Genomic DNA, 22,359 nt, shown 5'->3' on the forward strand with positions numbered 1-22,359 from the left:
CTGTGCCTTGCCTTTTCGATCGGCATCGCCACTCTCACGCAGTCTGCTGTGACCACGGTCCTCGCATGCGCCAGCATCGCGGCCGGACTCGTACTCGTACTGAACATCTTGCCGCACAAGGCTTGACCCTTCTCGCCTCCGCCACCGCTGCGACTTCCAAGGTCCGGCTCTTGATTCCCGGACTCGCGCCTGGTGGCATAGCGCCAAGAGAGTCGGCGCAATTCGGAGGCATCATGCTGTCCCTTCCAGAGATTTCGGACCGCCTGGAGATCCAGGACCTGATGGTCCGGTATTCCCACGCGGTCGACACCGGACAGTGGGACCTGCTCGACGACATCTTCACCGAGGACGCCCACATCGATTACACCGCGATGGGCGGACCGGCCGGCGACGTGGCGGCGACGAAGAAGTTCCTCGCCGCCATGTTGCCGAATTTTCCCGCTTTTCAGCACCTGATCAGTAACTCCTCGATCACCCTCGACGGCGACACCGCCACCGGGGCGGACCATGTGTCACAACCCGATGATGCTGTCGGGTGGCGATGGTTCGCCCAGCCTCATGCTGTGCGGGCTGTGGTACCTCGACACGTTCGCACGGGTCGACGGGCAGTGGCGCATCGCGCGCCGGGTCGAGGAGAAGAGTTACATGTTTCTCGCCCAGGCGGTGCCGGGCGCGAGCTGAATGCACTGCGGCCCAGCCGATATCAGCCGACAATCGGTAGCCCACGTTCCGCCGAGAGCTCCCACAGTGCGTCCTGCATGACGCCGGTGACGAGTTCGTAGGCCGCGTCGACATCCAGTTCCGGGCCCAGTTCGGAATGTAGATCTATCGGCTCGAGGAACTCGACGGTGACCTTGCTCGGCAACGGGATGTGCCCGGCGAGATCACCGATGTTGAGTCCCCACGGCAGGGCGATCGAAATGGGAAAAACCTTCAGCCGCAACATGCGATCCAGCCGCAGCAGCTTGGCCAGCCGATCCCCGCGCGACAGCATCAGCGCGGTCTGCTGAGCGCCGATATTGACCATCGGCACGATGGGAACCTTCTCCTCCCAGGCCAATCGCAGAAAGCCGGTCCGGCCGGCGAAGTCGATCTCGTCTTCTTTCCAGGTCGGCCGGTGCACCTCCCAGTCACCGCCGGGATAGACGAGCACCGCCGCGCCGTCGCGCAATACCTGCCGTGCACTGTTCGGGTCCGCACCTACCGTGCCGAAGCGGCGCAGCAACGTACCGATGACCGGATAGGCCATCACCATGTCGTGCGCCAACTGGAAGAACGGGCGATGCGGACCGAACCGGCGCACGAACGCCAAAGTGGCGACCAATACCTCGGGTGACACGTTGCCACCGGAATGATTGCCGCCCAACAGGACCGGGCCGTCCTCCGGAATCCGGTTCAGGCCCCGGACCTCCGCGCGGAAGTACAGCCGCGCGAACCACCAGCCCGGACCCACCGTGTCGATGATGAACTCGGGGTCCCGGTCGGCAGGGTCGGGCGCTGGGACACGCGCGTTCACCTGCTGGGCGACCCAGTCGGTCACCTGGTCGATCCGGTCGGTCGGCAATCGAAACCAATTCATGGGCAACGCTTTCCGTTAGATCACGACTCGATCACCAGGAGCCTGCGGAAGAAGCCGCGATAGCCGCGCAGGGCCTGCCGCAGTTCCTCGGTGTCGCCGTCTTGCAGGCCGGAGCAGTGCTCCTCGAGGACGCGCTTGCGTTCGGCGTAGGCGGTCGTCAGCTGGTAGATGATGTCCGCGACGATCTTGTCGGCCTGGGTGACGGCGTCGCGCGGGCTGTCGACGAAGGCGCCCTGCACCTCGCGCCACTGGGTGCGGAGGCGGTCCAGGTCGGCGTCGGCGAAAAGCGGGGTGCCGACATTGTCGAGTGAAATCCGTTGCTGCTCAGTGCCGTTTGCTGCGGGGGTCGTCTCGTCCGAAGTGGTCGCCTGTTCGGTCTCGGCGGTGACCTGACCTGCTGCTGCAGAAGGGCTTTCAGCATCGTGATCGGCGGTGGGCCGGTGCACGGTTCCCGTTTCGTAATCGGCCGTGCCCGCCTGGGTGGTACTGGCGTCGTAGTCCGCCGCGCCTGCCGATGCGGTCTCGGCGTCGTAGTCCGCCGTGCGCGACGGCGCGGTCTCGGCGTCGTGATCCGCTGTGCGCGAGTGCGCGGTCTCGGCGTCGTAGCCCGCCGTCGATGCGGTCTTGGTGTCGTAATCGGCCGTGCGGGATTGGTCCGCGTCGTATTCCGTGGTGCGCACGTGCTCCGGTTCGACGTCCACGTCGGTCGTGCCCGCATGTTCGGCGTCATCGGCTGTCGAGCTCGCACGTCCGGTATCAGTCACGTCTGTCTCACCTTCCGTGGAACGGCTACCCGACTCGCCTGCGGCCCAATCGTTTTCGCGGCCCTCCTGCCACGACGAAGACCGTGCCTCCTGCTCGCTCATCGGGATATCCGCGCTGGGCGTCGCGGAACGGTCGGAATGCGCGGTGCGTTCGTATTCGGTGCTCATGACAGCGCTTTCTTGTCGTGCTCGGACGTCTTGTCCTTGTCGTGCTCGGGTTTCTTGTCGTCGGTGGCGCCATTCAGCAAGTCCTGGAACAGGTCCCGGTAGTGCACGATGGCGGTGCGCCGGTCCTCGGTGGACACCTCGGAACCGGTGGCCCGGGTGGCGATCTCGTGCGCGGCGCGGTAATGGCCGAGCGCTTCCGCGTGCTCCACGGACAGGTCGGCGACCTGCTGATCGAAATTCTCAGTGGGATAACCACGTTGGGCCATCACCGTGGTCAGCAGCCGATCGGCGGACTGCAACGCCTCGGCCGGGTCGTCGATGAACCGCTCCTGCACCTCGACCCACTGCGCGGTGTAGAGCTGCTTCTGCTCCGGGCTCAGCGCGCGCAGTTCGAGCTCGGCGTGCCTGCGTTCGCGTTCGGCCAGTTCACGTTCGGCCGCGCGCCGGTCGTCGAGTTCCTCGACCGTCCGGTCGTACTCCGGGCCGAAGCGGCTGCGTAGCCGCTGCCTGCGCACCATCGGCCACACCACCAGGGCGATGACCGCCGCCGCCAGTACCACCAGAACGATTACCGTGATCAATACTCCAGACGACACCTGGACCTCCTCGCCGAGCCTGTCGTATTCGGACAGGTAATGCCTCGCCGCCGAGGTTCCAAACTCTTGATCACACTTCGATGTCACACACTGGGATCGCAGCAGGCCCAGCGGTTTCCGCACGCGGCGTGCGGTCAGGCGCGGCGGAGGGCTTCGACCGGGCAGCTGTCGATCACCAGTTGGACGAGGTCGTGCGCGGTTTCGTCGATGGTGTCGGCAAGGGGGGTGACGATGCCGTCGTCGCCGACGCGGAACAGGTTGGGTGCCAGCGCCTCACACATGCCGTGCCCCGCGCAGCGGGTGCGGTCGGCGACGACGCGCATCACCGCAGCCGTTCCAGCCGGATGGGCAGGCCGTCGGCGGGCATCGGCCCGGTGCCCGCGACGAGCGGCACCTGGTAGTCCGGGCGCACCGACCAGCGGTATTGCAGCAACATCTGGTGCAGCACGGCTTTGACGGTCATGCCGCCGAAGTACAGGCCGATGCATTTGTGCGCGCCGCCGCCGAACGGGGCCCAGGCGAGCCGGTGCGATTTGTCCTCGCGGCGGTCGGCGGCGAACCGCTCGGGGTCGAACACATCGGGGTCGGCCCAGTAGTCGTCGGTGCGCATCATCGGGTAGGCGCCGACCATGACGAGCGTGCCCTGCGGCACGTAGTAGCCGAGGATGTCGGTGTCGGCGATGGTTTCGCGAATCTGCTGTGCCACCGGCGAATACATGCGCAACGTTTCCTTGAACGCCAGGTCCAGGCCGGGCAGTCGGTCGAGGTCGCCGTAGTCGAGGGCGGGCTTACCGAGCGCACGGGACTCCTCGCGCAACCGCTCCTGCCACTGCGGATGGCGGGCGAGTTCGTAGGCGAGCATGGACGCGGCGATCGTGCTGGTGTCGTGCGCGGCCATCATCACGAAGATCATGTGCTCGATCACCTCCTCGTCCGAGAACGCGTGGCCCTCTTCGGTCTCGGCGTGACACAGCACGCTGAACAGGTCGGTGCCCGCGCCCGCCCGCTTGGCGGGTAGCTCGCGCCGGAAGTATTCGCCGAGAATGCGCCGTCCGCGTACCCCGCGCGACCACACCCCGCCGGGCACATTGGTGCGGATGAGCGCGGTCGCGCCGTGCACGGCGTCCTCGAAAGCCCGTTCCAGCACCACGCTTTCGGGGCCGAGCTCGGCGCCGGCGAAGACCTCTGTGGCCTGCGCGAGCAGGATCTGCTTGATCGCGTCGAAGACCGGGAAGTGCGGGCCGGGCCGCCATTGCGCGACGCCGCGGGTGATGCGCGGAGTGGTCAGGTCCAGGTAGCCGACCAGCCGGGGCCGGGTGAACGCCTGCTGCATGATCCGGCGATGGAACAGATGCTCGTCGAAATCCCGGAGCAGCAGGCCACCGCGAAAGAACGGGCCGATCAAGAACTCCCAGCCACGTTGCGCCGAGAAAACCTTGTTCCGGTCCATCAGCACCGCCTCGATGGCGGCCGGACTGCTCACACCGACCATCTTGCGGCCGAGCACGCCCATCCAGTTCACCGGCCCGTACTGCTGAAATCGCTTGCGCGTCAATCCGATCGGGTCACTCAGCGCGTGCAGCGTGTACCCGATCCCCGGCGCACCGAAATCGCCTGGCATCGGGCGCAATCCGCTCCCCGGTGGTGGTTCGGCCAGCGGCCGCTCGACCGACGGGTACTGACCGGCGACGCGAGCACCCCACGTCTGCGCGTGTTTCGCCATGCGCGCCCGCAAGCGGCGCACATCCCCTTGCACCTCGGTGACCTTGGGGGAAACCAGAAGACTCATGACGGCCGTCCCTTCGCGACGCTGCGACCCCTCGACCATATCGGAAACACACGTTTCCGTACACAGTTGTTTCCCGACTTGTCTTGTGCAAGGCTGCTTCGGTGAGCGAGCGAACCCTCGGCACCCGGGGCCAGACGGTGCCACAAGTCAGCGAGGCACGGTCGTGACCCGCGTATTCACCGGCACTTACCGCGGCACCTCCCCCGCTGAGCGCCGGGAAGATCGGCGCAGGCGGCTACTCGACACCGCCCTCGAGATCGTCGGCACCCAGGGCCTGTCCGCCTTGACCGTGCGTGGCCTCTGCGAGCAGGCTCGGGTCGGACCCCGCTTCTTCTACGAGGCGTTCCCCGACCTGGACGCCCTCGCCGCCGAAATGCTCCTGGAGATCCAGGACGCCGCTCTCGACACCGCCCGCGCGGCCGTCGCCACCACCGAGGGGTCGCCTGCGGACAAGATCCGCGCCGGCGTCGCCGCCCTCATCGTCGAACTCACCGACGATCCACGCCGAGCCCAGGTCGTCTTCGCCCAGGCCTACGGCAACGAGGTCTTGATGCGCAGCCGCTTCGACGGCATGCGACGCGTCGCCGACGTCATCATCGAACAAACCCGACTGGTGCTCGATCTACCCGCCGGCCACGACACCGCCGTCGCCGCGACCTCCCAGTTGATCACCGGCGGCGCCGCGGAACTCGTCCTGGTCTGGCTCGACGGCGGCCTCGACGTCGACCGCGCGGGCCTGATCGACCTACTCGCCGATTTCACGATTTCGATGGTCGAGCGCCTGCCCGACGTCGCCCAGCGCTTGTCGGCAGCTGCCGAGTGATCGGGCGATCCCTTAAGCTGAATTCATGAACGCGTGCAGGCGATTTCTGCGCCCCGGGCCGTCAGTCGGCCACGGGGTCTGCCGCGTGCGTTCGCGCACGTAGTTCCTGTGGCCGTCGCCGGTTCGGGGGTTTCACCGAATCCGACTGGCTACCAAAGGAATTACTCATGCCTGCCTATCTCACTCCACTCGATCTGTCGCGCGCGCTGACGGTGCGCGACCTCAGCGACCCCACGCAGGGGCCACACGCCATGCAGGCGCTGCTGGAGGCGATGGTGCGCGCGCTGGCCGATGCGTGGGCGTCGAAGGTGCGCGTCGTGCGCAACTCGCCGCTCGTCGCCGTCGTCGACAACTACGACAAGCTCGGTTACGACCCGGCCGACGTCACCCGGGACGCGCGCTACACCCGATACGTCAGCCCGACCACGATGTTGCGGAGTCACACCACCGCCGACATCCCCGCGACATTACGGCGCTACGCCGAGGTGTCGGGTGAGGTAGACGACCTGATCGTGGTGCCCGGCCTGGTCTACCGCAGGGACGTCGTCGACCGAATCCATGTGGGCGAACCCCATCAGGTCGATCTGTGGCGGCTCCGATCGAGCCCGGACACCGGCGATCACCACGTCCGCGAGATGGTCGCGCACCTGGTGGCGGCCGTGCTACCGGGCGCCGAGTGGCGCACCACGCCGGCCCGGCACCCCTACACCGCCCTCGGCAGGCAGGTGGACGTACGCCTCGGCACGGAGTGGCTGGAACTCGCCGAATGCGGGCTTATCGCCGACCACGTCCTGGCCGGTGCCGGGCTCGATCCCGCCCGCTGGTCCGGCACCGCGCTCGGCCTGGGCATGGACCGAGCCCTCATGCTGCGCAAGGGAATACCCGATATCCGCTACCTGCGATCCGATAACCCACGCATCGCCGACCAGCTGCAAGACCTGTCCCCGTGGCGGCCGGTCTCCACCCTGCCGCCGATCCGCCGCGACCTGTCGGTGGTGATCACCGACGGCACCGACGACGAAACCCTCGGCGACACCGTGCGAAAGGTGCTGCACGATCGGGCCGACGACATCGAGTCGGTGCTCGTCACCGCCCGGACACCCTGGGCCGAGCTCTCCGACAAGGCCAGGGACAGACTCGGCATCGTGCCCGGACAGACGAATGCCGTTGTGCGGCTGGTTCTCCGGCCGCTGGCGCGCACGCTCACCGACGAGGAGGCCAACGCACTCCGCAACGAGGTGTACCTCGCCATCCATATCGGCCCCCAACTGGAGCTGGCATGAACGCGATACACCGGCCCAATTCCGGCCGCATGTCAGGTCTGTCGGCCGACCCGAAGTGCTGCTAACGTGGAGAAACTCAACGAAATGAAGTAATCGATGGGCCGGAACCCCTTCTGGGGCAAGGGGTTCCGGCCTCTGCGGCGATGCCGCTCGTCGGCATTACCCCACAGCGCCGAACCACCGACCCAGCGCCGCTTCCAGCCCGGCCGAGCTTCCCCCATCCGCCGCCCATGCCACGAACCCATCCGGACGAACCAGCATCCCCGTCAAATCCCCCGGCTCGACCGCCTTCGCCGTGACCACCCGCACCCGCGACGCCCAAGGTGCCACCGCTGCACGCAGTTCCGCGGAATCAGCCAGATCGAACAACACCGCAGCACCGTCGGTAAAGTGCCTGCCGAGCCGGGTTCCATCCGACAACTCGAAGTCAGGGACCACCGCACCGACGCGCTCGTGCCCGCCACCCAGGTCATAACGATGCAGCACGCCGGAGATCTTCTTGAAGATGACGGTCGCCGCGTCCCGCGTGGCAAGGAGTTCCGTCATCACCTCCCGCAGTTTCCTGCTGCGCAGGTCGGTGCGCATCAACGCCACCTGAGCCCGGGTCCAGTCGAGCACCCACGCCCCGATCGCATGCCGTTCGGTGGTGTAGGTGTCGAGCAGATCCGGCCGCGCCCACCCGCGCACCACCGCGGCCAGCTTCCAGCCGAGGTTCACCGCGTCACCGATCCCGAGGTTGAGTCCTTGCCCGCCGAACGGTGAATGCACGTGCGCCGCATCGCCTGCCAGCAGCACCCGTCCCTTCCGGTATTCGGTGACCTGACGGGTGTTGTCGGTGAACCGGGTGGCCGAGTGCACGGCGGTGATCTCCACCGGAACACCGGACACATTGCGCAGACTCGCCTGCAACTCCGCCGCCGTGATCGGCGCATCACGATCGGCGGGCGGCCCGTCGAGCTCCACGGTGAGAATCCGGCCCGGTACCGGACCGTGCACATAGATTCCGGTGTCGGTCGTTGTCCAGCCCGGATTCAGCCCTTCGGCCCCGGTCATCTCGACGATGGCCTGATGCCCGGTCAGCTCCGGGTCGAGGCCGGGGAAGTCGAAGCCGGCCAGCTTGCGCACGATGCTGCGCCCACCGTCACAACCGACCAGCCAGCCGGCGCGAACAGTGTTGTCGCCGAGGCGAACCGTGACCCCGTCGCCGTCGTCCGCGAAATCGGTGAGCTCGACCCCACGCCGCACGATGACACCCAACTCGTCGGCCCGTCGCCCGAGCAGGGCCTCGATGCTCTGCTGCGTCACCAGGTAGACCTCGGCGGCCGGGCCGAGATCCGTGAACGAGGAATGGTCGAAGTCGACGAGGCCGACTCCGATCATGATGCCCGCGAAATGCCCGAGAAACGGCGGCGCTATCGGCTTCTCGGCCGACTCACTGCCTGGCGTCAGGAATCGTGCCATCTGGTCGCGCATCCGCGCACTTTCGGCAACGAGTTCCGGTAGCAGCCCACGCCGGTAGAGCGCCTGCGCGGTAGGCACATTGATCCCACCGGCCTTCATCGTCGGATCGATCTCGTCCAGCCGCTCGACCACCAGCACAGCCACCCCGGCGAGCCGGAGTTCGCAGGCCAGCATCAATCCCACGGGCCCGGCGCCCGCGATCACCACGTCGTATGTCTCGTCCATGGATCCGACAGTGCCGCGCGTCGATTGCGCCGCCCTTGCACGGCACTTGCGCCGCGTCGGACGACGTAATCACTTCACCTTGCGCAACAGCCGAATCACCGCCCGGTCGACCAACTCCCGCTGCTCATCTTCGGAATCGGCGTTCCGTGCCCGACGCAACGCCGCGGCAATGGTCGAACCGTTCTCCCAGGCGGTCACCACCCGCGGGTCGACATAGGAGTTACGCGCGACAGTCGGCGTATTCCCCAGTGCCGCCGCGACGTCCTCCATCACCTTCTTCTCCACCGCTCTACGACCGCGTTTCGACTCGGGCCGTTCGGCCGTGGCGAAGTCCGCCGCCGCCAATACCGTTGCCTGCCAGGTGCGTAAGTCCTTGGCGCTGCATTCGCAGCATGCGAGTTCCTTGAACCGCAGATTGACGTCGTCGGCGTGCAGTTCGCGATAACCGGTCCCGTTCCGATAGACGAGCAACCGCGACGACTCGGCCGGGCAACGCCGCATGGCCCGAATGGCATTGGCCACCAACGGTTCCCTGATCCGCACCCGCCGCCGGATGCCACCCTTGGCGGGGTAGTCGAACAGCATCTCGTCACCGGAGAGCCGTACCTGCTCGCGCAGCAGCGTGGCGACTCCGCGGGTCCCGTTCTCCTCCGCGTACTCCTCGCCACCCACCCGGAACACGCCGCGGTCCAGCAGATCGATCGCCACCGCTTCGGCGCGCTGCTTGCTCAGCCCCCGCTCCCCCAGATCCGCCCTGACCTGCCGCCGTACCTCGGGCAGCCGGGCGGCGAGTTCGAGCACCCGGTCGAACTTCTCCTCGTCGCGTTCTTTGCGCCATTGCTCGTGGTACAGGTACTGCCGCCGACCGGCCGCGTCGATGCCCACCGCTTGGACGTGACCGTTGGCGTGCGGGCAGATCCACACCTTGCGCCACGCGGGCGGGATCACCAGGGCTTTGATGCGGTCGAGGGTTTCCGCGTCGGTCACCGCTTCGCCGTCGGTCGTGGCATAGGAGAATCCGCGGCCGCGTCTGACTCGGGTCAGGCCGGGGCCGTACACAGTGCTGCGGCGTAGGCGCATCGGGCATCCTCGGCTGGGGACGGCCGATGGGCGAGGCAGTCGCCTCGCCCATCGGCTGTTGTCGTGCTATCGGTTCAGGTGGCTGCGTTCGCCGCCGAGACGTTTGGCCGCGACCGGTTGGGCCGCCGCCCCCTTCTTGCCCGCCTCGCTGGCGCGCTTGGGGTCGTTGTCGAAGCTGCCGCTACTCGCCTTGCCACCCTGGCTGGCGATCTTGCGCTGCTGCTCCGGATCCATGGCGGCGAAACCACGTTGGGCTGCCATGCAATCCCTCCTTGCCTCGAGTACTTGTCGGCGACGGCTGGTTTGCCGTCACTGACGGCCCTACCCGGGGATCTCGGCAGCAAACACTAGGGGGTCGGAATTTCAGTGCTGGGGTACCAGCGTGGGGGTCGGCGCGGGCGCCCGCGCGGCCCGGCGACCCGACACGAAATACAGCGCGACCAGCAGCACGCTGAACCACACATAGGTGTTGCCGATGATGTGTTGCCATGGCGTCCATTGCGTTTCACGATGTTCGCCGTCGGGCAGCCAGTTCTGCGGGCCGTACACGAAGACCGCGGTGATGACGGCGATGGTCACCGACCAGCCGATCGCCTGACGACGCGGCAGCCGGGTGGCGTAACCGATGGTGGCCAGCAATGCCGGGGCGATCCACACCCAGTGGTGCGACCAGGAGATCGGCGAGAGCAGCAGGGTGAACACCGCGTTGATGGCCAGCGCGAGCGGCGGGAAGTCGACCGCGCGCCGCATCGCCGCGACCACGAGCACCAGCAGCACGGCGCCGAGGATCAGCCACAGCGCGGTGAACGCGGGCTCGGGCACCTGCAACCGGGCCAGCACCGCTTGAATCGACTGATTGGTATGGAATGCCGATCCGCTCAACCCGGACACATTGCCCATGCCGCCGAACCAGTACTTCACCGAGTCGCGCGGCAGCACGGCGAAGCCGATCAGCGTCGCGGCCGCGCCGGTCGCCGCGGCCGTCGCCGCCGACTTATAGTCCTTGCGCACCAGGAAATACAGCACGAATGCCGCCGGGGTCAGCTTGATGGCCGCGGCGATGCCGATCAGCATGCCGCGGCGCCAGCGCGGTTTGATCGCGAGGCAGTCGGCCGCGACCAACGCCATCAGCAGCAGATTGACCTGACCGAAGCCCAGCGTCGAGTGCACCGGCTCCAGCAGCAGGGCCAGTGGTGTCGCGCACCCGGTCACCATCAGCACCAGCTTGCGCTGATCCGCACCGGGCCATACCCGCCGCGCGACCAGGTACAGGGTCACCCCGAGCGCGGCCACCGACGAGACGAAGAAGGTGAACGCGGCCGCGGTCCACGGCAGCAGCGCGAACGGGCTCAGCGCCAGCGCGGCGAACGGCGGATAGATGAACGGCAGTCCGGCGCCGATGGTGGTCTGCGGCAGCTGTCCGTACATGTCGTTGCCGTGCCGTAGCGCGTCCACCCCGAGGCGATAGACCTGCAGGTCGATGAACCCGCCGGTGATCTTGTCGAACGGCCAGGTCGGCAGCAGCAGACAGAACGCGGCGAACGCGATACAGAGCACCGGTGCCAGCCACATCGCGACGCCGAGTCGACGATTCTTGGCTTCCGGCTCAACGTGGGTGGCGACACTACTCATCCGCGGCGACTATACCGACCTATCGCCTCCGGTACACCAGGTGGGAGGGCCTTCGACGGCCGATGGAGTGAGCTCGACCGAAACGGGTACGTCGACAGCAGTCCCCCAACCGAAGGAGGTCGACCCGATGACCGCGTTGACGGCCGTAGCGCTGGTGTGCAGTTTGAAGAAATCACCCGAATCGTCGAGCACGGAACTGCTGGCCGGGCAGGTGATGGACGAGCTGGAGCGACACGGAGTGGGCGGGCGCGTAGTGCGAGTGGTCGACTACGACGTGCGTCCGGGCGTCACCGCCGACGAGGGCGACGGCGACGCGTGGCCGACGTTGCGCGAGATGATCGCCGCCGCCGACATCGTGCTGATGGCGACGCCGACCTGGGTCGGGCACATGTCCTCGGTGGCGCAGCGCGTGCTGGAGCGGTTGGACGCGGAGCTGTCGGAGACCGACGACGAGGGCAGGCCGAGCATGGTCGGCAAGGTCGGCATCGCCGCCGTGGTCGGCAACGAGGACGGCGCGCACAAGATCATCGCGGATCTGTTCCAGGCGCTGAACGACATCGGCTTCACCATTCCCGCACAGGGCGGCACCTATTGGAACGGGCAGGCGATGGGCACGGTCGATTACAAGGACCTGTACCAGGTCCCGGAGTCCGTCGAAAGCACCACCGCCGCGGTCGCCCGCAATGCCGCGCATCTGGCCGGGCTGCTACGCGCCGAGGTGTATCCGCCCTACTCGCGCGAGTCGCAGGAGGCGTGATGAAGGCCCCGGGTGCCGCCGAGTTCGTTCCCGACACCGCGGACCTGTCGACCCTGCAAGAAGCGTCCTGCCACTGCCGCGGGTGCGATCTCTACCAGAACGCGACGCAGACCGTCTTCGGCGAGGGTCCCCCGGACGCGTCCGTGGTGGTGGTCGGCGAGCAGCCCGGCGATCAAGAAGACCGGCAGGGTCACCCGTTCGTCGGCCCCGCCGGGCACCTGCTCGACAAAGCGCTCGACGAGGCGGGCATCGACCGGGACACCGTCTATCTGACCAACGCCGTCAAACACTTCAAGTTCGTCGAGCGCGGCAAGCGGCGGATCCACAAAACGCCCGGCCGTACCGAGATCGTCGCCTGCTCGGCCTGGATCAACGCCGAACTGGCGCTCATCCGCCCGCGACTGGTGGTGTGTCTCGGTGCGGTCGCCGCGCAGGCGGTGATCGATCCGGCGTTCAAGGTGAGTCAGCAACGCGGCGAGGTCGTTTCGCGGCCCGACTACCGGGCGATCGCGACCGTGCACCCCTCGGCGGTGCTGCGTGCGCCGGACCGGGCCGAGGCCTATGCGGCGTTCGTCGACGATCTGAAGAAGGTCCGGGCCGAAATGGGGAAACGCGCGACGTCGAAATGAGTCGCCGGGGCCTGGTAGGAAGGGCGGATGGACGCTGACATGGACCCCGAACTCCTCGAGCTGGCCACCAAGGTGTTCGACTTCGCGCGCCAGGGTGACGCCGCCGCGCTGGCCACGTACGTGGACGCGGGGGTGCCCGCGGACCTGACCAACGACGCGGGCGACACCCTGCTCATGCTCGCCGCCTACCACGGCCATCGCGACGCGGTCGCCGCATTGCTCGACCGCGACGCCGACCCGACCAAGGCCAACGACAAGGGGCAGACCCCGTTGGCCGGCGCGGTCTTCAAGGGCGAGAACGAGATCGCGCGCTTGCTCCTCGAATCCGGCGCCGACCCGGACCAGGGCTCCCCGTCCGCCCGCGACGCCGCGTTGATGTTCGGCAAACCCGAACTCCTGGAGCTCTTCGCCGACTACTGACCACCGGCGGAATTTCGCCGCGCACTTCATGGTTGCTGCCCGTGAAAACGCAACCACTGGAGGCAATGACGTGTCCGATCCCCACAGCCCCGACTCCGAACCGAAGAGCTTCAACCAGCAGGTGATCGATGAGTTCCGCGCCAACGCGGGCAAGGTCGGCGGCATGTTCGAGGGCGCGGCGATGGTGCTGATCACCACCACCGGCGCCAAGTCCGGACGGCGCATCACCAACCCGCTGGTCTACCTGCCCGACGGCGACCGGGTCGTGCTCATCGCCTCCAACGGCGGCAACGACAAGCACCCGGCCTGGTACCACAACCTGCGCGCGAATCCCGATCTCACCGTCGAGATCGGCACCGAACGGTACGAAGCGAAGGCCGAACTCGTCTCGGGTGCCGAGCGCGACGAGCTCTACGCCAGGATGGTCGAGATCATGCCGGGCTTCGCCGAATACCAGGAGAAGACGTCGCGGGTGATCCCGGTGTTCGCGGTGTACCGCAGCGCGGCCTGAGCGCTATCCGCGCTCGCGCACCGCGCTGACCGCCTTGCGGGCGGCCACCAGGACGGGGTCCCACACCGGGGAGAACGGCGGCGCGTAGCCGAGATCGAGGGCGGTCATCTGTTCGACCGTCATCCGCGCGGTGAGCGCGACGGCAGCGATGTCGACGCGCTTGCCCGCGCCCTCGCGGCCGACGATCTGCACGCCGAGCAGCCGGCCGGTGCGCCGCTCGGCCAGCATCTTCACCGTCATCGACGCGGCATCCGGGTAATAGCCCGCGCGACTGGTCGATTCGACGGTGACCGTGACGAATTGCAGGCCCGCGGCCCGAGCGTCCTTCTCCCGCAGGCCGGTTCGCGCGACCTCCAGGTCGCAGACCTTGCTGACCGCGGTGCCGACGACGCCGGGGAAGGTCGCGTAGCCGCCGCCGACACCGGCGCCGATGATCTGGCCGTGTTTGTTGGCGTGTGTGCCGAGCGCAATATGACGTTCGCGACCCGACACCAGATCGAGCACCTCGACGCAATCGCCACCGGCCCAGATGTTTTCGTGACCACGCACCCGCATGGCCAGGTCGGTGAGCAGCCCGCCGTATTCACCGAGCGGCAGACCCGCCGCACGGGCCAGCTCGGTATTCGGCTGCACGCCGATGCCGAGCACCACCACATCCGCGCGGTATTCGACGCCGTCGGCGACCACCGCGCCGACCCGGCCCTGCTCGTCGGTCCGGATCTCGCTCACCTCGGCATTGCTGACCACCTCGATACCCATGCCGCACATGGCCTCTCGGACCAGCGCACCCATGTCCGGGTCCATCGTCGACATCGGCTCGGGGCCGCGCTGGACCATCGTGACGTCGTAACCACGCTGAATCAGCGCCTCCGCCATCTCCACACCGATATAACCCGCACCGACGACCACCGCGCGCTTGCCCTCGGTGCGTTCGAGCGTGTCGATCAGTGCCTGGCCGTCGTCGAGGGTCTGCACGCCGTGCACGCCGGTCGCGTCGATGCCGGGCAGCGGCGGCCGGATCGGGCGGGCACCGGTGGCGATGACGAGTTTGTCGTAGTGCGTCCATGATTCGGTGCCCGCGTCGAGATCGCGGGCACGCACCCGGCCGCCCGCGACATCGATCTCGGTGACCTCGGTGCGCATCCGCAGATCGATGTCGCGGGCGCGGTGCTCCTCGGGGGTGCGGGCGATCAGCGCGTCCCGCTCGCGCACGTCGCCGCCGACCCAGTACGGGATGCCGCACGCGGAGTACGAGGCGAACCGGCCGCGCTCGAAGACCACGATCTCCAGTTCGCTCGCGCCCTTCAGCCTGCGTGCCTGCGAGGCCGCCGACATCCCGGCCGCGTCACCACCGATGACCACCAGTCGCTCCATACGGCTCACGCTACGGCCGGCCGCCGGTCGCCGAACGGAGGGGGTCGCCGCGATTTGTGCGCGGTATTCCGGTTGCCATGCGGTTGACTCGGGTTTACTCCACACTGATCTTCTGGCAAACGCTGTGTGAGGGCAGTGTTTACATCCGGGAGCTGTACATGAGTGAACAACCGTCTCCGTCCGATGATGAACGTCGGCTCGCCGAACTCGGCTACAAACAAGAATTGGCCCGATCCTGGTCCGGATTCTCGAACTTCGCCATCAGTTTCACCATCGTCTCCATCCTGACCGGCGGATTGGCCAGTTACGGAATCGGTTTGGCCAACGGCGGCCCGATCACCATGGCCTGGGGCTGGCCGCTGGTCTCGATCATGGTGCTGTTCGTCGGCATGGCGATGGCGGAGTTGGCCTCCGCCTACCCCACCTCCGGCGGCCTGTACTGGTGGGCGTCGCAGCTCGGCGGGCCGGTCTGGGGCTGGTTCACCGGGTGGTTCAACCTGATCGGCCAGATCGCGGTGACCGCGGCCATCGATTACGGGGCGGCGATCTTCACGACCGCGGTGCTCAATGTGATCGGCATCGAGATCGGCACCGACCGCACCGCGATCTTCCTGGTCTTCACGGTGATCCTGGTGCTGCACGCGGTGTTGAACGCGATCGGCCCGCACCTGTCCGCGGTGATCAACAACATCTCCGCCTGGTGGCACGTGGGCGGCGTGGCGATCTTCGTGCTGGTGCTCGCCTTCGGCGCCGAAAACCATCAGAGCGTCGACTTCGTGTTCACCGAGACCATCGACAACAGCGGTGTCGGGTTCGGCGGGGTGGCGTTCAGCTTCCTGCTCGGCCTGTTGCACGCGCAGTACACGTTCACCGGTTACGACGCGTCGGCGCACATGTCCGAGGAGACCCACGACGCCTCCCGGATGGCGGCCAAGGGCATCATCAACACCATCGTGGTGTCCGCGATCGCCGGCTATCTGCTCATCATGGCGGTGACCTTCGCGATCCCGAATCTCGACGACGCGCTGGATCCGACCAAGAACAGCGGCTACCCGGTGATCTACATCCTGGAGAACTCGCTCAGCTCGTTCTGGTCCGGGCTGCTGCTGATCATCGCCGCGATCGCGCAGTTGTTCTGCGGCTACGCGTCGGTCACCTCCGCCTCCCGGATGCTGTTCGCGTTCGCCCGCGACGGCGCGGTGCCCGGCTCGGCGCTCTGGTCGAAACTTTCGGCCAGGAAGGTACCGGTCAACGCGGTGCTGTTCATCTCGGTCTTCGCGTTCGTGCTGCTGATTCCCTCGATGCTGGTGCCCGCCGAGAACGCGCCGACCGCCTACGCGGCCGCCACCTCGGTGGCCACCATCGGCCTCTACATCGCCTACGGCATACCGATTCTGCTGCGCCAGGTGCACGGGTCCCGATTCCGCACCGGCCCTTGGCAACTCGGCCGCTGGTACCGCCCGATCGGTATCGTCGCGCTGGCCTGGATCGCCCTGATCAGTCTCCTGTTCATCCTGCCGATGGACGACCGGGGCTACCCCTGGCACAGCGACTTCACCTGGAACACGGTCAATTACGCCCCGATCGCGTTGCTCGGCGTCGTCGGCGCCATCGGCATCTGGTGGGTGCTCTCGGCGCGCACCTGGTTCACCGGACCCCGGCGCACGGTGGAGGACGCGCCGGAGGCCGGCGACGAAACGGCGGTCAACGCCTGAATGAACGGCTCGGAGCGACTACTGATTCGCGGCTTGTCGGTGCCGGTCGCTAGGTTCGACAGTATGGAAAGGATCGACCCGGAAGACAATGCGACCATAGGTCGGATTGTGTTTCCGGGAAACCCGTGGCCCGCCGGACACGCGATCGACGAGTTCGCGTGGTCCGGGCGGATCGACGAGAACGGCAATTTATGGTTCGACCTGCACCTGCGGTCGGCCGAGTACCGCGCCGAAGGGGTACCGGAAAGTGCTGCGGGCGACGCGGATTGGTCGTCGCCGCAAGTGTGGTGCAACTACGGGAGTTGCACGCTGTCGTCCACCTACTGGGGTGAGGACGATGGCACCGGATTTCTCGCCGCCACACCGGGTAGTCCATTCCATTTGACATCGTTGACGCCGCAACGTCTGACGGCCGATCCGCTACCCCTCGTCGATATCGATCAGCTCGAATATCTCGCGTTCAATATTTACTTGCTCGGCCACGATTCCGTGGCCGACCAGGAGGTGTCTTTCACGCGCCGCCCGGACGGCAGCCATCACATCGACTGGCACGGACGCATCGCGCTGACCTACGCCGGTGACGTCGAATTCCGGCATCGATTCGAGGCCGAGATCGCGGCGGCCCTCGAATACATCCGCTACCCCGCGACGCTGTCGCGCGAGGAGGCCCACGACCACCTGCAGGCCGTCGTCGACGCGCCCGAATTGTTCGAGGCGGGACTCGTAGACGGTCAACCGGCCTGGGTGCCGAGGCCGTAACTCCGGCGGAATACCAGCTCTACGCTGCCGCGAACAACATGGTGCGGCCGCCCGGGTGCGGGGTTCGGCTACTACGCGGCCGAATGTCCCGGCAGCACACAGGCGGTGTCGAGACCGAGCACACGATTCAAGCGGCCGAAAGCCAGCCAGGAACCGATGCTCATGCTGAGTTCCACGACTTCGACCTGGGTGTACTCGGCGAGCATGCGGGCCCAGAACTCGTCATCGAGACCGTGGTGATCCAGGGCGTAACGCTCGGCGTATTCGGCGGCGAGCCGGGTGCGTTCGTCGAAAGCCTCGGTGCTGCGCCACTCGGTGACCGCGTCGGCGAATTCCGGCTCCACCTTGGCGCCGTCGCGTTCGGTGCGCCAGTCCTGGCAGAAGATACAGCCGTTGATTTGCGCGATCCGCAGCCGGGCGGCCTCGAATTCGCGCAGACCGAGCGTGCTGTGCGAATACACCGCCATGGAGAACTGGGCGGCGGCGACCCCGATACCGGGCACCATTTCGCCCCAGACGTAACCGATCGGGTCCTTGCCCTCGGGGACATCGATGATCATGGATTCTTCCTTCCGAGTTTGCCGACTGCCGGACGCAGTGGAATATCGAGTGCGTCGTAGAGTCCGGGTTCGGCCGCGGCGAGCCAATCGATGGCGCTCACCAAACGGCCTACGGCAGTGGCATTTCCACCCGCGGAACGGTTGCCGTTCTCGTCGGTCGCCTCGATGGTGACCTCGATGCGCGGGCGACCCTCGATGATCACCCGGTGCGCGCCGTCGCCGTCGGCGGGCGCGGGCCAGTCCGGCGCGCAGGACGGATGGATCCGGGTGACGTGTTCGATGACGATGCGCGGCTCGCCCGCCACGATGCCCTGCACCTCGAAGCGCACCGCACCCTGCGTGCCCGCCGCGAACTCCCCCATCGACACGGTGGTGATCGTGGTTTCGAGCGGTCGCCGATCCAGGGTCTCGCGGATCTCGTCGAGTTCGACGCCGAGCGCCCGCGCCATCAGCCGAATCTGGCCGCCCCACACCATGGTCGGCACCGTCGGCGCGAGCATGGGCGGCTGGTAGTCCATCGGCTGACCCATGCCCACGAGGTAGCGCACCGAGTCCGGCTGGTCGTAGGTCGAGTAGTCGAAGATCTCCTGGCAGCGCAGCACGTCGAGGGTGCCGCCGAGTCCGCTGAGCAACAAGGGCAGTACATCGTTGCCCCAGCCGGGATCCACACCCGAGACGAACAGCGAGCCGCCGCCCTCGGCGATCGCGGCGAGCACCGGATCGCGGATCTCCGCCGGTGCGTTGCGCGGGTCGTAGAGGGCGTACAGCGCGGGCGTCACGACTATCGCGCCCGCGCGGATCGCCCGCACGATGTCGGCGAGTGCGTCATCGGGGCGGATGTCGCCGGATGCCGCGTAGACGACCGCGCGCGGTTTCGTCGCCAGCACCGCGTCGATGTCATCGGTGGCCGCGACGCCGAGCTGATAGTCGAGACCGCTCAACTCTCCCGCGTCGCGCCCGACCTTGTCCGGATTGTGGACGAGCACATTCGTGAGGGTCAGCGCCGGATGGGCCTCGACGGCTCGAATGGCCGCCCGGCCGACATTGCCGGTGCCCCACACCGCCGTGGAGATCATGCCGGGAGCGTAGCAAGCGCTTGGTCGGTTTCACGGCGTAATCGCGAACCTACCCGAGGGGCGCCGTAGCGCCCGATCGTTGCAGCAGGTAGCATCATGTGCGGTCGGTCCGCGTGAACTCTCCGCCATACCCACCGAATCCCCCCTCAAAGTATCTGTAACCGTCGGTTACAGATAAATCGCGCTGACTAACACCGTGGTCGGACTCCTTTTCCAGGAACTTTCCATGTTGCCCACGCCAGGTTTGCCTCTGCCTACCGATGTCATTTTCAGGTAGATATCGATGCTTGGCGGTTGCTGAAACAACGACGAATCCCGCTCCTGGGCAACACATCATGGCAATCGGCGGCACCATATAGACGTTCCCGTCTGGAACTTGGGCCAAAAAGTTCCCCAATCGTTTGCCGAGCCCTACCGCCCCTACCGAACAGCGGTTAAGTTTGAGGAAGCTCGGGGCTTACAGATGAGGCTATCCACGGCGCCAGGGGTGGCATCCACGACAAGGAGGGTGGTGATGACGACACAACCAGCCGCACTCGGTTATGTGCGGCACGATATCTCGGGTGCGCAGCAAACCTGGGACGAGACGCAAATCCGAAGTCTCGCTAAAAGACTCGGGTACGAACTCATCGAGAACGTGGTCTTCGGCGCGGACACCGCCGACCGCCTCGGCCAGCTCGGCGACATCGTTCGGCGCCACGATGCCGAAGCGCTGATAACACCGACCCTCGAGCACCTGGACGGCACCGCCGAACCACTGGTCGAGATCTGCGACGTTATCACCGTCCGACCCGAGAACACCTACGCCCGCTGGGCCTTCCCCCAGATCCAGGCCGACGGCTGACCACCGACCCGGCGAACATCCGGCTTCCGCGCGTCGGCGGGGATACGATGCGCAGATGGCGCACCCCGCCCCGCCGGTTCCGGGGGCGACGGTCGCATCGGACCGTTCGCCCGCGAACTCGCGCGGGAATGGTGTCGCGGAGGTGGTGGCGCAGTTCACCGAGGCGTGGCGAGCCGGCGCCGAACCGCCGGATCTGCGGGCCTACCTCCCCGACTCCCCCGGCATCCGACGGGTGTCGTTGATCGAGTTGATCAAGGTCGATCTGGCCCATCGGTGGGGACGCGGCACGGCGCCGAAACGCCTGGCCGACTATGTCGAGGATCTACCGGAATTGCGGACCTGGCCGCTGCCGCCGGATCTCATCTACGAAGAGTTCCACGTCCGGCGGCGGGCAGGCACCTCGGTGCAGGTCGCGGAGTACACCGCGGCCTATCCCGAACAGGCCGAACAACTTTCGGAAATGCTGGCGACCGACGACTATCACAGCACGATGATGTCGGCCGCCGAGCCGGTGCATCTCGACGACATCGACGCCGGGCAGCAGATCGACGACTTCGACCTGATGACCGGACTCGGCCGCGGTGCGTTCGCGCGAGTATTCCTGGCGCGCCAGCGGTCGATGCAGCGGCTGGTCGCCGTGAAGATCTCCCGCGACAAGGGCACCGAGCCGCAGACGCTGGCGCAACTCGACCACGACTACATCGTCCGGGTCTTCGATCAGCGCGTGCTGGAGCACCGCAAGCTGCGGCTGCTGTACATGCAGTACGTGCCGGGCGGGACCCTGTTCACCGTGCTGGAGCGGGTTCGGGCCACGCCGCCGGCACAGCGGGACGGGAAGTTGCTGCTGGACGTCATCGACTCGGTGCTGGCGGGCAAGGGCGAGATCAGGCCGAGCGAGTCGCCGCTGCGGGCCCGACTGGCCCAGCTGTCCTGGCCGGAAACCATTGCCTGGCTGGGGCGGCGGCTGGCCGAGGCGCTCGATTACGCGGGCAAGGTCGGCGTGCTGCACCGCGATATCAAACCGGCGAACGTATTGCTCACCGCGGACGGCATTCCCAAGCTCGCCGACTTCAATATCAGCTTCAGCGGCAATGTTTCGGGCGACAGCCCGGTCGCCTACTTCGGTGGCTCGCTCGCTTATATGTCGCCCGAACAGCTCGCGGCTGTGCACCCGGACCGTCCGGGCACAGCCGAGGATCTCGACACCCGCAGCGACCTGTACGCGCTGGCCGTGGTGCTGTGGGAATTGCTCACCGGCCGAAAGCCTTTCGACGACGACTCGGTGACCGGCGGCGACCGCACGGCGCTGGACGGCATGCTGGAGCGGCGCTCCGGCAGTCCGAAAGCGCTGCCCTACCAGGACCTTCCGCCGGATTGCCCGGCGGCGCTGGAACGCGCGCTGGTACGCGCGCTCGATCCGGAGCCGGACAACCGGTGGCCGTGCGGGGCGGACATGGCCCAGCAGTTTGAGGTCTGCCTCGACGCCCGCGCCCGCGATCTCGTCGACCCGCCGCCCGCCAGTTGGCGATTGCGGGCACGCAAGTTGATGCACTCGATCATGGCGCTCGCCATCGCCGTGCCGAACGCGCTCGCGATCTGGTACAGCTACAACCACAACCGGACGCTCATCATCAGCAAGCTGGACGAGCAGGCCCAGCATCGCTTCGACCAGATCGCGGTGACCACCTACGGCCTGTGCTTCCTGATCGGCTTCGTGGTCACCAACGTGCTGCTCGCGAACCTGTGGTCGATTTCGCGCGGACTGCGCAAGGGCAAGCCCTACGACGCGCAGACCCTCGCCCGTGCCCGCGGCGACACCTTGCAACTCGGCAAGCGAAATGTGCTGACCTGCTTCGCGCTGTGGGTCATCGCGGGCGTCGCGGTGCCGGTGTCCGTGCAGGTCTCCGGTAATCACATCACGCCCGAGTCGTACCTGCACTTCTTCATCACCCAGATCGTGTGCGGCGCCATCGCCATGGCGTATCCGTACTTCATGGTGAACTTCTATGCGGTGCGTTCGCTGTACCCGATGTTCCTGCGGCACGGCGGACTCGGCGCGCAGGACGCACGCGCGCTACGCCGACTCGACCGCCGCAGCACCTACTTCCTCGCCATCGCCGCCGCCGTTCCGCTGCTCGGCGTCGCGGGGGCAACATTCATTCCGGCCGAGGACATTCCGGCGGTCATCGTGGCGCTGCGGGTGCTGTGTGTGGGCAGCGCCCTCGCCTTCATCGGCGTGTACTGGCTGTTCCGCATGCTGGAGCAGGACCTCGCCGCGCTGGAACGCATCGTCGCCCGCTCCGCCTGAGCACCG

22 protein-coding genes and 1 pseudogene are annotated in these 22,359 nt (G+C 67.0%); 11 read left to right on the top strand and 12 right to left on the bottom strand.

Annotated features, from left to right (window positions below):
- Nucleotides 1-233 precede the first annotated feature (233 nt).
- A pseudogene (locus tag DBO33_RS26900) lies at nucleotides 234-681 on the top strand (nuclear transport factor 2 family protein).
- Between the two features lie 22 nt (nucleotides 682-703).
- Here the strand turns inward: DBO33_RS26900 and DBO33_RS26905 are convergent.
- The 5 genes from DBO33_RS26905 to DBO33_RS26925 form a co-directional block, all read right to left on the bottom strand.
- Nucleotides 704-1,579, bottom strand: coding sequence for a 1-acyl-sn-glycerol-3-phosphate acyltransferase (locus DBO33_RS26905; protein WP_107657567.1), 876 nt, complete (start codon nucleotides 1,577-1,579; stop codon nucleotides 704-706).
- 20 nt (nucleotides 1,580-1,599) lie between these two features.
- On the bottom strand, nucleotides 1,600-2,511 hold the full coding sequence (locus DBO33_RS26910) for a hypothetical protein (RefSeq protein ID WP_107657568.1): 912 nt from the start codon (nucleotides 2,509-2,511) through the stop codon (nucleotides 1,600-1,602).
- On the bottom strand, nucleotides 2,508-3,107 hold the full coding sequence (locus DBO33_RS26915) for a hypothetical protein (RefSeq protein ID WP_234391059.1): 600 nt from the start codon (nucleotides 3,105-3,107) through the stop codon (nucleotides 2,508-2,510). The genes DBO33_RS26910 and DBO33_RS26915 overlap by 4 nt, the downstream gene beginning before the upstream one ends.
- Before the next feature lie 134 nt (nucleotides 3,108-3,241).
- Nucleotides 3,242-3,430, bottom strand: coding sequence for a ferredoxin (locus tag DBO33_RS26920; protein ID WP_199856771.1), 189 nt, complete (start codon nucleotides 3,428-3,430; stop codon nucleotides 3,242-3,244).
- The gene (locus DBO33_RS26925) at nucleotides 3,430-4,830 is read right to left on the bottom strand and encodes a cytochrome P450 (RefSeq protein WP_234391404.1); all 1,401 of its coding nucleotides are present in this window, start codon (nucleotides 4,828-4,830) and stop codon (nucleotides 3,430-3,432) included. Before DBO33_RS26925 ends, DBO33_RS26920 begins: the two co-directional genes overlap by 1 nt.
- 229 nt (nucleotides 4,831-5,059) lie before the next feature.
- On the opposite strand from DBO33_RS26925, the gene DBO33_RS26930 reads away from it, so the two are divergent.
- Nucleotides 5,060-5,719, top strand: a complete 660-nt coding sequence (locus DBO33_RS26930) for a TetR/AcrR family transcriptional regulator (protein WP_107657570.1) — start codon at nucleotides 5,060-5,062, stop codon at nucleotides 5,717-5,719.
- 167 nt (nucleotides 5,720-5,886) lie between these two features.
- On the top strand, nucleotides 5,887-7,002 hold the full coding sequence (gene srmL / locus DBO33_RS26935) for a PheS-related mystery ligase SrmL (protein ID WP_107657571.1): 1,116 nt from the start codon (nucleotides 5,887-5,889) through the stop codon (nucleotides 7,000-7,002).
- 159 nt (nucleotides 7,003-7,161) lie between these two features.
- Here srmL and DBO33_RS26940 read toward each other — a convergent pair whose 3' ends face one another.
- The 4 genes from DBO33_RS26940 to DBO33_RS26955 form a co-directional block, all read right to left on the bottom strand.
- On the bottom strand, nucleotides 7,162-8,688 hold the full coding sequence (locus DBO33_RS26940; protein ID WP_107657572.1) for an FAD-dependent monooxygenase: 1,527 nt from the start codon (nucleotides 8,686-8,688) through the stop codon (nucleotides 7,162-7,164).
- A gap of 69 nt (nucleotides 8,689-8,757) precedes the next feature.
- On the bottom strand, nucleotides 8,758-9,768 hold the full coding sequence (locus DBO33_RS26945) for a DNA topoisomerase IB (protein ID WP_107657573.1): 1,011 nt from the start codon (nucleotides 9,766-9,768) through the stop codon (nucleotides 8,758-8,760).
- A 66-nt stretch (nucleotides 9,769-9,834) separates the two neighbouring features.
- On the bottom strand, nucleotides 9,835-10,029 hold the full coding sequence (locus DBO33_RS26950) for a con-10 family general stress protein (protein WP_107657574.1): 195 nt from the start codon (nucleotides 10,027-10,029) through the stop codon (nucleotides 9,835-9,837).
- A 102-nt stretch (nucleotides 10,030-10,131) separates the two neighbouring features.
- Nucleotides 10,132-11,400: a glycosyltransferase 87 family protein gene (locus DBO33_RS26955; protein WP_107657575.1), complete on the bottom strand. Its 1,269-nt coding sequence runs from the start codon at nucleotides 11,398-11,400 to the stop codon at nucleotides 10,132-10,134.
- A 127-nt stretch (nucleotides 11,401-11,527) separates the two neighbouring features.
- On the opposite strand from DBO33_RS26955, the gene DBO33_RS26960 reads away from it, so the two are divergent.
- The 4 genes from DBO33_RS26960 to DBO33_RS26975 all read left to right on the top strand — a co-directional run bounded on the left by DBO33_RS26960 (nucleotide 11,528) and on the right by DBO33_RS26975 (nucleotide 13,717).
- Nucleotides 11,528-12,157, top strand: a complete 630-nt coding sequence (locus DBO33_RS26960; protein ID WP_107657576.1) for a flavodoxin family protein — start codon at nucleotides 11,528-11,530, stop codon at nucleotides 12,155-12,157.
- The gene (locus DBO33_RS26965; protein ID WP_107657577.1) at nucleotides 12,157-12,786 is read left to right on the top strand and encodes a UdgX family uracil-DNA binding protein; all 630 of its coding nucleotides are present in this window, start codon (nucleotides 12,157-12,159) and stop codon (nucleotides 12,784-12,786) included. Before DBO33_RS26960 ends, DBO33_RS26965 begins: the two co-directional genes overlap by 1 nt.
- A gap of 27 nt (nucleotides 12,787-12,813) precedes the next feature.
- Nucleotides 12,814-13,206, top strand: coding sequence for an ankyrin repeat domain-containing protein (locus tag DBO33_RS26970; protein ID WP_107657578.1), 393 nt, complete (start codon nucleotides 12,814-12,816; stop codon nucleotides 13,204-13,206).
- 70 nt (nucleotides 13,207-13,276) lie between these two features.
- A complete protein-coding gene (locus DBO33_RS26975) occupies nucleotides 13,277-13,717 on the top strand; it encodes a nitroreductase family deazaflavin-dependent oxidoreductase (RefSeq protein WP_267897896.1) in 441 nt (146 codons plus the stop codon).
- A 3-nt stretch (nucleotides 13,718-13,720) separates the two neighbouring features.
- Here the strand turns inward: DBO33_RS26975 and DBO33_RS26980 are convergent, their stop codons facing one another.
- Nucleotides 13,721-15,091, bottom strand: coding sequence for an FAD-dependent oxidoreductase (locus tag DBO33_RS26980; protein WP_107657580.1), 1,371 nt, complete (start codon nucleotides 15,089-15,091; stop codon nucleotides 13,721-13,723).
- A 158-nt stretch (nucleotides 15,092-15,249) separates the two neighbouring features.
- Between DBO33_RS26980 and DBO33_RS26985 the strand changes: the two genes are divergently transcribed.
- Both DBO33_RS26985 and DBO33_RS26990 read left to right on the top strand, forming a co-directional pair.
- The gene (locus DBO33_RS26985) at nucleotides 15,250-16,806 is read left to right on the top strand and encodes an amino acid permease (protein WP_234391061.1); all 1,557 of its coding nucleotides are present in this window, start codon (nucleotides 15,250-15,252) and stop codon (nucleotides 16,804-16,806) included.
- 63 nt (nucleotides 16,807-16,869) lie between these two features.
- Nucleotides 16,870-17,565 carry a hypothetical protein gene (locus tag DBO33_RS26990; protein ID WP_159080562.1) on the top strand — a complete coding sequence of 232 codons (696 nt, stop codon included), beginning with the start codon at nucleotides 16,870-16,872 and terminating at the stop codon, nucleotides 17,563-17,565.
- A gap of 71 nt (nucleotides 17,566-17,636) precedes the next feature.
- Here DBO33_RS26990 and DBO33_RS26995 read toward each other — a convergent pair whose 3' ends face one another.
- The gene (locus DBO33_RS26995) at nucleotides 17,637-18,125 is read right to left on the bottom strand and encodes a carboxymuconolactone decarboxylase family protein (protein ID WP_107657583.1); all 489 of its coding nucleotides are present in this window, start codon (nucleotides 18,123-18,125) and stop codon (nucleotides 17,637-17,639) included.
- Nucleotides 18,122-19,201, bottom strand: coding sequence for an NAD(P)H-dependent amine dehydrogenase family protein (locus DBO33_RS27000; protein ID WP_107657584.1), 1,080 nt, complete (start codon nucleotides 19,199-19,201; stop codon nucleotides 18,122-18,124). The genes DBO33_RS26995 and DBO33_RS27000 overlap by 4 nt, the downstream gene beginning before the upstream one ends.
- A gap of 514 nt (nucleotides 19,202-19,715) precedes the next feature.
- On the opposite strand from DBO33_RS27000, the gene DBO33_RS27005 reads away from it, so the two are divergent.
- Nucleotides 19,716-20,045, top strand: a complete 330-nt coding sequence (locus DBO33_RS27005) for a hypothetical protein (protein WP_107657585.1) — start codon at nucleotides 19,716-19,718, stop codon at nucleotides 20,043-20,045.
- Nucleotides 20,046-20,100: 55 nt separating this feature from the next.
- Entirely contained in the window at nucleotides 20,101-22,353 is a 2,253-nt protein-coding gene (locus DBO33_RS27010; RefSeq protein ID WP_107657586.1) for a serine/threonine-protein kinase, read from the top strand.
- Nucleotides 22,354-22,359: the final 6 nt, after the last annotated feature.

The sequence above is a fragment of the Nocardia suismassiliense genome (assembly GCF_900269665.1).
Taxonomy (GTDB): domain Bacteria; phylum Actinomycetota; class Actinomycetes; order Mycobacteriales; family Mycobacteriaceae; genus Nocardia; species Nocardia suismassiliense.